1 protein-coding gene is annotated in these 235 nt (G+C 75.3%); it reads left to right on the plus strand.

The window, feature by feature from the left end; genetic code table 11:
* A partial coding sequence (locus SB658_RS27605) for a DUF2066 domain-containing protein (RefSeq protein WP_410603762.1) occupies window positions 1–235 on the plus strand: 235 nt, incomplete at both ends.

The raw sequence follows: 235 nt of genomic DNA on the forward strand, positions 1-235 counted from the left end.
GTCGAGCGCGGCTTCAAGCTCGGCCTGCCGGGCGGCGATGCCGCCGAACAGGCCCTGGTCGGGGCGATCTGGCGCCAGGACACCGCGGCGATCGCCCGCGCCTCGGCCCGCTACAGCCCGCCGATGCAGCTGGTCGGCAAGCTCCAGCGCGCCGCCGGCGGCGGCTGGACCGCCGACTGGGCCTTCATCGACGACGGCAAGGTGCTCTCGACCTGGTCCAGCAGCGACGCCGACC

Origin of the sequence: Bacillus sp. SIMBA_008, assembly GCF_046535495.1 — a bacterium.
In the GTDB taxonomy this organism is placed as follows: domain Bacteria; phylum Bacillota; class Bacilli; order Bacillales; family Bacillaceae; genus Bacillus; species Bacillus subtilis.